This window comes from Guyparkeria sp. (genome assembly GCF_046545975.1).
Lineage (GTDB): Bacteria > Pseudomonadota > Gammaproteobacteria > Halothiobacillales > Halothiobacillaceae > Guyparkeria.
In genome coordinates this window covers 1-8,326 of record NZ_JBKGYT010000074.1, presented here as the reverse complement: position 1 = coordinate 8,326, position 8,326 = coordinate 1, and the positions used below count along the sequence as shown (strand labels likewise).

The window sequence follows — 8,326 nt, the reverse complement described above, 5'->3', positions numbered from 1 at the left end:
AGCGCTCGTCGTCGGGGTGGACCGCCACGGCCGTGTCGCCGAGCATGGTCTCCGGCCGGGTGGTGGCGACCGTGAGGTGTCCGCTGCCATCGGTCAGCGGGTAGCGCATGTGCCACAGGTGGCCGTCTTCTTCCTCGCTGATCACCTCGAGGTCGGAAACGGCGGTGCGCAGCACGGGGTCCCAGTTGGTCAGACGCTTGCCGCGGTAGATCAGGCCGTCCTCGTAGAGGCGCACGAAGACCTCGCGCACGGCCTCGGAGAGCCCCTCGTCCATGGTGAAGCGCTCGCGCGACCAGTCGCAGGAGGCCCCGAGGCGCTTCATCTGCTCGGTGATGAAGCCGCCGGACTGTTCCTTCCATTCCCAGACCTTCTCCAGGAACGCCTCGCGGCCGATGTCGTGGCGCGAGATGCCCTGACCCTCGAGCTGCCGCTCGACCACCATCTGGGTGGCGATGCCGGCGTGATCGGTGCCCGGCTGCCACAACGTGGCCTCGCCGCGCATGCGATGCCAGCGGGTCAGCACGTCCATCAGGGTGTCCTGGAAGGCATGGCCCATGTGCAGCCGCCCGGTGACGTTCGGCGGCGGCAGCATGATGCAGTAGCCACCCTCGGCCTGCATGTCCGGGCGGAACCGGTCGCTGTCCATCCAGCGGGCGTAGCAGTCCTGTTCGATCTGTCGGGGGTCGTAGGTCTTTTCCATGCCGTTGCTGATTCTTGTCTCGTTGGTAACTGGGGGGAGCGAACGTGGTCCCCGCGGGATGTGCTGTCTGCTCGTCCGGGCCGTGCCCGTCTGCCTATTCCGCGGGCTCGGAACGCACGGTGGGTATGGTCAGGTGGCGGACCGAGGCGCCGGCGCCCCGGTAGATCCGCCAGCGGGCACGGGCCCCCTCGCGGTTCGGCTCGCCTGCAGGGATCACCTCGTCGACGCGCTCGCGGTCGCCCGGACGCGGGATCTCGACGCCCGCCAGGTTGATGACGTGGGCGAAGCCGCCGGCTTCCGGGTCGCAGCCGATGAAGATCGGCGCGTGCGCGGCGTCCTCCGGGTCGGCGGTGTGGGGCACGAAACGGTCCCCGCGGTATGACCAGAGATAGTCGTCGAAACCCTCGACGTGGGCGAGGCTGGCGCAGACCACGTAGGTCGGGCGCTCCTGCTCGGCCGACTCGGCGCAGAGTTCGGCGGCGTAGTACCAGAACGCGTCGTCTGCCGGATCATCGATCAGATGAAATACAATCTCGCTCATGAAGCCTTCTGCGGTCTCGTGATGACGTCGCGGGGCCGGAGGGAAGGGCACCCGACAACGAATCCTCGGTGGCGGTGTCCGGTGTCGGACGGCACAATCGCTCTCTCGATACGCCCGAGCCGGGATTCGGCCGACCGGGCCCCCGAGCAAGCAGGACGGAGCAAGGACTCATTATGCCCAATTACCCGACCGCGCCCAAAGCCGGTTCGCCGGCCGGCGAAGCGGAAGCGAGCCCGCGGGCATGAGGCGTCTGTCGCGGCGATCGACGCTGGTCCTCGGCTGGGCGGTGGTGCTCGGGCTGCTGGCCGCCGTGGTGTTCTGGGTCGGTCCCGGCGAGCTGCTCGCCCCCTGGCTGGCGATCGACCCCGTCGCCCTGGCGGTGGCCGTGGTCCTGATGCTGGCCAGCTACGTCCTGAGGACCCTGCGGATCACGCGCTACTTCCGCGTCCTGCTCGCCGGCCATTTCTGGGCGACCTTCCGCCTGTCGAGCTGGCACAACCTGATGAACAACCTGCTGCCGATGCGCTCGGGGGAGGTGGCCTTCCCGGTGCTGATGCGCAGCTACTTCGGCCTCTCGCCCCTGCGGAGCGTGCCGGTCCTGTTCTGGTTCCGTCTCCTCGACCTGCAGGTGGTGGTGGTCATCGCCCTGCTCGCCGGCGGGGCCATGGTGGGCCTGACCGTCCCCTGGATCGCCTTTCTCGTCGTGCTCCTGCTCGCGCCGCTGGGCGTCTATCTCCTGCGTGCCCCGCTGCATCGCCGGGTGGCGAAGGGCGACGGGCGCCTGCGCGGACGGCTGATCGAGGTACTCGAGGCCCTGCCGGACCGGCCGCGTCTGTTCGTCGGCACCCTCGCATGGACCTGGGCGAACTGGGCGGTGAAGCTCTGCGCGCTGGGCTGGGTGCTCGCCGCACTGGCGCCGGTCGGCTTCGTCGAGGGCGTGCTGGGGGCCATCGGCGGGGATCTCACCACGGTGATTCCCGTCCACGCCCCGGGCGGATTCGGCACCTACGAGGCGGGGGTTGCCCTCGCGCTGGGGCCCTTCGTCGACAGCGGCCGCGAGCTGCTTGCCGCGGGGGTGAACCTGCACCTGTTCGTGCTCGGATCGGCTTTGATCGCCGCGGCGCTCACGCTCCTCATCCCGCGCCCCCGGCCGGAGAGCAGGTAGGTTCCCGGCCCGATGTGTCTTACACTGCGCAACGTTTGGCGATTGCCTGACCCGCAGTTTCTCGTCCACGGCACCCCGGGGTAACCGTTAGTCATGACCAGCCAGAGCGCCGCACCGCTATCCATCGTCGTCCCGATGTTCAACGAGCAGGAAAACGTTGCGCCTCTGGTCGAGCGGGTGCACGAGAGCCTGGCCGACTACGGGGCCGCCTGGGAGCTGCTGCTGGTCGATGACGGGTCCTCTGACGCGACGGTCGCCGAAATCAGGAAGGCCAGGGAGGCCTACGGCAGCCATGTCCGCCCGGTTCCCCTGACACGGAACTTCGGCCAGACGGCCGCCATGCAGGCGGGTATCGACCTGGCTCGGGGCGAGGTGATCGTGACCATGGACGGGGACCTGCAGAACGACCCCGTCGACATCCCGCGCATGGTCGACCGCCTGTTGCGCGAGGACCTGGACCTGGTGGCCGGATGGCGTCGCGATCGCAAGGACAACCTCTGGGTCCGCAAGCTGCCGTCCTGGCTCGCCAACCGGCTGATCCGTCGCCTGACCGGCGTGAACCTGCACGACTACGGCTGCAGTCTCAAGGTGTTCCGCGCCGATGTCATCAAGGGAGTGCGGCTCTACGGCGAGATGCACCGATTCATCCCCGCCTGGCTCGCCACCCAGACCGCGCCGTCGCGCATCGCCGAGGAAGTGGTGACCCACCACCCCCGCACCGCCGGAACCTCCAAGTACGGGCTGTCCCGGACCTTTCGCGTGATCATCGACCTGATCAGCGTGTACTTCTTCATGCGTTTCTCGGCCCGACCGGCGCATTTCTTCGGGGTGCTGGGGGCAGGGTTCGGCCTGCTCGGCGGCCTGGGGATGGCATACCTGTTCGTCGAAAAGCTGATGGGCCACGACATCGGGGACCGTCCGCTGTTTTTGATCTCGATCCTGTTCATCCTGATCGCCGTACAGATCCTGACCACCGGGGTGCTCTCGGAGATGCTCTCGCGCACCTACTACGAGTCCCGGGACGTGCGCGCCTATCACCTGCCTGCCCGGTTCGACCGTGAGGGCGAGAACGACGCGTTCCACATGCCTGTCTCCAGCGCGCGAGGCGAGCGGTCCAGAGAAGGGGAGCCGAACGAATGAGTCATCTTCGTCGTCGATTGCACGATCCCGATCCGAGCGCGCAGCTGACGCTCGCCTTTGTCGCCACGGCCGCCGTGCTGCTGATGGTGGTGTTCGCCTGGCCCGGGGCGCGCGAGTCCCTCTTCCACCAGTTCAATGCGCTCGGCGGTATCGAGGCGACGGTCGGCTTCTGGTCCGGGATCAACGCCCTGGCCGACACCTGGCTGGCGCTGGGGCTGTTGCTGCCGTTCTTGCTGTGGCGACCGCGCCTGGCCATCCTGCTGCTGTTCTCCGCGATCGTCGCCACCCTGATCACCCACAGTCTCAAGCCGCTGCTCGACGTGCCGCGCCCGCCGGGCGTCTACGAGGCGGACATGTTCAATCTCATCGGCCATTCCATCAGCTCCGAGGCCTTCCCCTCGGGGCATACCGTCACTGCCTTCACCCTGGCGGGCCTGCTGATCTTCGGCCTGAAGCTGCGCATGGCGAGCACGGCAGTCATGCTCGTCATCGCCAGTGTCATGGGCATTTCCCGGATGGTCGCCGGGGTCCACTGGCCGACCGACGTGCTGGCCGGCGCGATCGTCGGCCTCGCCTCGGTCTGGGTGGCGGTGCTGGTCACCGGTCGCTGGGAGGCGGCCCGTAATGCCCGCTGGCCGGTGCCCGTGGCCGTGTTCGTCACCGCGGTTTGTGCCTTGAGCGCCCCTTGGGTGGACGTCGGCTACCCCGAAGGAGTCTGGGCCAACTGGCTGGTGGCCGCGGTCGGGCTGTTCGGCCTGCTGCTGGGGACGGTGCGCTACTGGCCCGGGCCGTGGCGCGGTCGCCTGCTGCCGCACCGGGACCGCTAAGTGTCTCCGGGGATCGCCAAACGGGTAGCTGCGAGGCTATAATTTCGCCATGTCACTGATCGCCTTCGGGGTTAACCACAAGACGGCACCGGTCGATGTGCGCGAGCGCATCGCCTTCGGGCCGGAGTGCGTGCAGTCGGCGTTGCAGGACCTGATCGACGGCTGCGGCGCCCGCGAGGCGGCGATCGTCTCGACCTGCAACCGGACCGAGATCTACACGCACTCCGAATGCGTCATCGATGCCCTGGTGGAATGGCTTGCGACCTTCCACCAGATCTCCCCGGAATCGCTGCGCCCCTACGTCTACGCCCACACCGACGAAGAGGCCATTCGCCACCTGATGCGCGTGGCCTGTGGTCTCGACTCGATGGTGCTGGGCGAGCCGCAGATCCTGGGGCAGATCAAGGACGCCTTCACGCTCGCCCAGGATGCCAACGCCCTCGGGCCCATCCTCGGCCGGCTGTTCCAGAACACCTTTGCCGTGGCCAAGCAGGTGCGTACCGACACGCAGATCGGTGCCTCGCCGGTGTCGGTGGCCTTCGCCGCGGTCAGCCTCGCGCGCCAGATCTTCGGTTCGTTCGAGGAGAAGACGGCGCTTCTGATCGGCGCCGGCGAGACCATCGAGCTGTGCGCGCGGCACCTGCGGACCGCCGGTCTGGGCCGGGTGATCGTCGCCAACCGCTCGATCGAGCGGGCCCATATGCTCGCCGAGCAGTACGAGGGCACCGCGATCGGCCTGACCGACATTCCCGGCCAGTTGCACCAGGCCGATATCGTGATCTCTTCGACGGCCAGCTCGCTTCCCGTGCTCGGCAAGGGCGCGGTGGAGCAGGCGATCCGCGAACGCAAGCGGCGTCCGATCTTCATGGTCGACATCGCGGTACCCCGGGACATCGAGCCCCAGGTCGGGTCGATGCAGGACGTCTACCTCTACACCGTGGACGACCTGCGCACGGTGATCGAGGAAGGCCAGCGCAGCCGCCGCGAGGCGGCCGAGCAGGCCGAGGAGATCATCGACGTGCAGGTCGAGCACTTCCTGCAATGGGTGCAGCTGCAGACCGGTGCGGAACTGATTCGCAGCTATCGCGAGCGTGCATGCAACCTGCGGGACGACACCCTTGCCCGCGCCCGGGCGATGGTCGAGTCCGGCAAGGACCCCGAGGAGGCCCTCGCGTATCTCGCCAACACCCTGACCAACCGGCTGATCCACCAGCCGACGGTCGTGCTGCGCGAGGCCTGTGTCAGCGGCGACCTGGCCACCGTCCAGAACGTGTCCCACGTCGTCGGCCTCGACGAGGACGCCCAGGCGCTGGCCAGCCGGTCGCTGCCGGTCGGTTCCTGGAACAGCAAGACCGGCGAGTCCTAGCCCGACCGGTTTCCCGTCCTTCCGGCAGCTACCGCTGCCGGTGTCCTTATCTTTGCCCGAATGTTCCCGCCCTATGCACAAAGCCCTGGTCTCACGTCTCGACAATCTGGTCGAACGCTTCGAGGAAATCACCGCGCTGCTGTCCGACCCCGAGGTCATCGCCGACCAGGATCGTTTCCAGCGTCTCTCGCGCGAATACGCCCGCCTCGAGGCGCTGGTGAAGAACGTCGATGCCTGGCACGCAACGGAGAAGGCCCTCGAAGAGGCCCGTGCCCTGCTGCAGGACGGGGACCCGGAGCTCGCGGAGCTCGCCCGCGAGGAGCTGCCGGAACTCGAGGCCCGTCACGAGGAACTGGACGCCGAGATCGAGCGCCAGCTGCTGCCGGAAGACCCCAATGACGAAGGAGATGTCTACCTGGAGATCCGCGCCGGGGCCGGGGGTGACGAGGCTGCCATCTTCGCGGGCGACCTGTTCCGGATGTACGCCCGCTTCGCCGAGTCGCGCGGCTGGCAGGTAGAGATCCTTTCCGCCTCCGAAGGCGAACACGGCGGCTACCGTGAGCTCATCTCCCGGATCAGCGGGGACGGCGTCTACGCCTGGCTCAAGTTCGAGTCCGGCGCGCACCGCGTGCAGCGGGTGCCCGTCACCGAGACCCAGGGGCGGATCCACACCTCGGCCGCGACGGTGGCAGTCATGCCGGTGGTACCGGCGGCCGAGGCACCGGACATCAACCCCAACGACCTGCGGGTCGACACCTTCCGGGCCTCGGGGGCCGGTGGTCAGCACGTCAACAAGACGGATTCGGCGGTGCGGATCACGCACCTGCCCACCGGCGTGGTGGTCGAATGCCAGGAAGAGCGTTCGCAGCACAAGAACCGGGCACGCGCCATGGACCTGCTTGCCGCCCGCCTGGCCGACGACGTCCGCCGCCGGCAGGCCGAGCAGACCGCTGCCAATCGCAAGGCGCTGGTCGGCACGGGCGATCGCTCCGACCGCATCCGGACCTACAACTTCCCGCAAGGGCGCGTGACCGATCACCGCATCAACCTCACGGTGCACCAGCTCGAGCGGATCATGGGTGGTGACCTGGAGCCGATCGTCGTGCCGTTGCGCCAGGCCGACCAGGCCGCCCAGCTCGAGGCCCTGGCCGAGCAGGGCGCCTGATCGTGGGTGCCGGGTCCCCGGAAAGCGGGGTGCATGCCGCCGGCCCGCTCACCCTGGATGCCTGCCTGCGGTCCGGGGCCGGCCGGATAGCCGCCGCGCGCGGCTGCGACATGGCCGAGGCGATGATGGAGGCGCGGCTGATCGCCCTGCACGTGACCGGCCTCGATGCCGCCGGGCTGTTGATGCGCGGCCCCGAGCCGCTTTCGGCCAGCGTCACCGAGGCCCTGCAGGCGGCCTTCGAGCGACGTGCCCGGGGCGAGCCGGTCGCCTACCTGACCGGTGAGCGGGGCTTCTGGGAGCACCGTTTCCGCTGCCGTCCGGGGGCCCTCATCCCGCGACCGGACACCGAGATCCTGGTCGAGTGGGCGCTGGAACTGATCCCGAATCCCGCGACCGGGTACCGCGTGCTCGACCTGGGCACCGGCACCGGCGCGATCGCCCTGTCCCTGTCGGCCGCCCGCCCGGACGCCGACGTCTTCGCGGTCGATCGCAGTCCGCTGGCACTGGCGCTCGCCCGGGAGAACGTCGCCTTTCTTCGTGATCAGGGGGCAGCGGCCGCAGTCGCGATGTGGCGCGGGGACTGGCTGTCCGCCGTCCGCCCCGAGTCCATCGACCTGCTGGTGGGTAACCCCCCGTACCTCGCCGCGGACGACCCCCACCTGTGTCAGGGTGACCTGCGCTTCGAGCCGCATGAAGCACTGGCCGCCGACGAGGAGGGCCTGGGCGACTACCGCCGGCTGCTCCGGGCGGCCAGCACGGTGCTGCGTTCCGGCGGGATGGTGCTGTTCGAGCACGGAGCGGACCAGGTCGAGGCGGTGGCCGAGCTGATGCGCGAGGTCGGCCTGCAGGTGGTCGGCACCCGGAGCGACCTGGGCGGAAATCCCCGGGTCACCGCCGCGAGGAGCCCGCGTGCACGCCGTTGAGTGACACGCCGTCGGGGCGCGATTCCCGGTGCTTGGTAAGCGGGTGCAAGTGCGCTAGTCTTGAACCCGTACTGGGCGGAATGCAAGGCGCCGGCATGGATGACAAGCAGCTGATCAAGACGCACGAGATATGGTTTCGTGGCCCGCACCATGAAGGTGAACAGGCACGACACGCGGAGCATTTCGCCCGCTGGCTTCCCGGGGTGATCTCCGCCCGTCGCCGCGGTCCGCTCTGTCTCGAGGTGGAGTACGACCTGTCGGTCATCTGCCTCAAGGCCCTGCGCCGGGCCCTGCAGGCGGCCGACTTTCACCTGGACGCCGCCCTGATGGAAAAGCTCAAGTGCGCCCTGGTGGACTACACCGAGCAGAACCAGCGCGAGGCGCTGGGCCTCGATGGCTGCGGCATGCCGGAGCAGCGGTATCGCGCCACGGGGGAGGCCTCGGTGATCCGCGACCGCCACGAGGAGATCCCGGAAAACCCGGACGATCCCTGGAGGCA

General features: G+C 68.7%; 9 protein-coding genes. 7 read left to right on the top strand and 2 right to left on the bottom strand.

What is annotated here, in order from left to right; translation table 11 throughout:
- Positions 1-700, bottom strand: a 700-nt coding sequence (locus ACLFMY_RS07325) for a class I tRNA ligase family protein (RefSeq protein WP_410763964.1), incomplete at its 3' end; no start/stop codon positions are given.
- 94 nt (positions 701-794) lie between these two features.
- Positions 795-1,241, bottom strand: a complete 447-nt coding sequence (locus tag ACLFMY_RS07320) for a DNA polymerase III subunit chi (RefSeq protein WP_410763963.1) — start codon at positions 1,239-1,241, stop codon at positions 795-797.
- A 241-nt stretch (positions 1,242-1,482) separates the two neighbouring features.
- Between ACLFMY_RS07320 and ACLFMY_RS07315 the strand changes: the two genes are divergently transcribed.
- The 7 genes from ACLFMY_RS07315 to ACLFMY_RS07285 form a co-directional block, all read left to right on the top strand.
- A complete protein-coding gene (locus tag ACLFMY_RS07315) occupies positions 1,483-2,406 on the top strand; it encodes a lysylphosphatidylglycerol synthase domain-containing protein (protein ID WP_410763962.1) in 924 nt (307 codons plus the stop codon).
- Between the two features lie 93 nt (positions 2,407-2,499).
- Positions 2,500-3,546, top strand: a complete 1,047-nt coding sequence (locus ACLFMY_RS07310; RefSeq protein ID WP_410763960.1) for a glycosyltransferase family 2 protein — start codon at positions 2,500-2,502, stop codon at positions 3,544-3,546.
- Positions 3,543-4,373 (top strand): phosphatase PAP2 family protein, encoded by an 831-nt coding sequence (locus ACLFMY_RS07305; RefSeq protein WP_410763958.1) that lies wholly within the window; start codon positions 3,543-3,545, stop codon positions 4,371-4,373. Before ACLFMY_RS07310 ends, ACLFMY_RS07305 begins: the two co-directional genes overlap by 4 nt.
- A 49-nt stretch (positions 4,374-4,422) precedes the next feature.
- Positions 4,423-5,739, top strand: coding sequence for a glutamyl-tRNA reductase (gene hemA / locus ACLFMY_RS07300; RefSeq protein ID WP_410763957.1), 1,317 nt, complete (start codon positions 4,423-4,425; stop codon positions 5,737-5,739).
- Positions 5,740-5,812: 73 nt separating this feature from the next.
- On the top strand, positions 5,813-6,904 hold the full coding sequence (prfA, locus tag ACLFMY_RS07295) for a peptide chain release factor 1 (protein WP_410763956.1): 1,092 nt from the start codon (positions 5,813-5,815) through the stop codon (positions 6,902-6,904).
- Between the two features lie 2 nt (positions 6,905-6,906).
- On the top strand, positions 6,907-7,827 hold the full coding sequence (gene prmC, locus ACLFMY_RS07290; protein WP_410763955.1) for a peptide chain release factor N(5)-glutamine methyltransferase: 921 nt from the start codon (positions 6,907-6,909) through the stop codon (positions 7,825-7,827).
- Between the two features lie 95 nt (positions 7,828-7,922).
- Positions 7,923-8,326, top strand: a 404-nt coding sequence (locus ACLFMY_RS07285) for a hypothetical protein (protein ID WP_410763954.1), incomplete at its 3' end; no start/stop codon positions are given.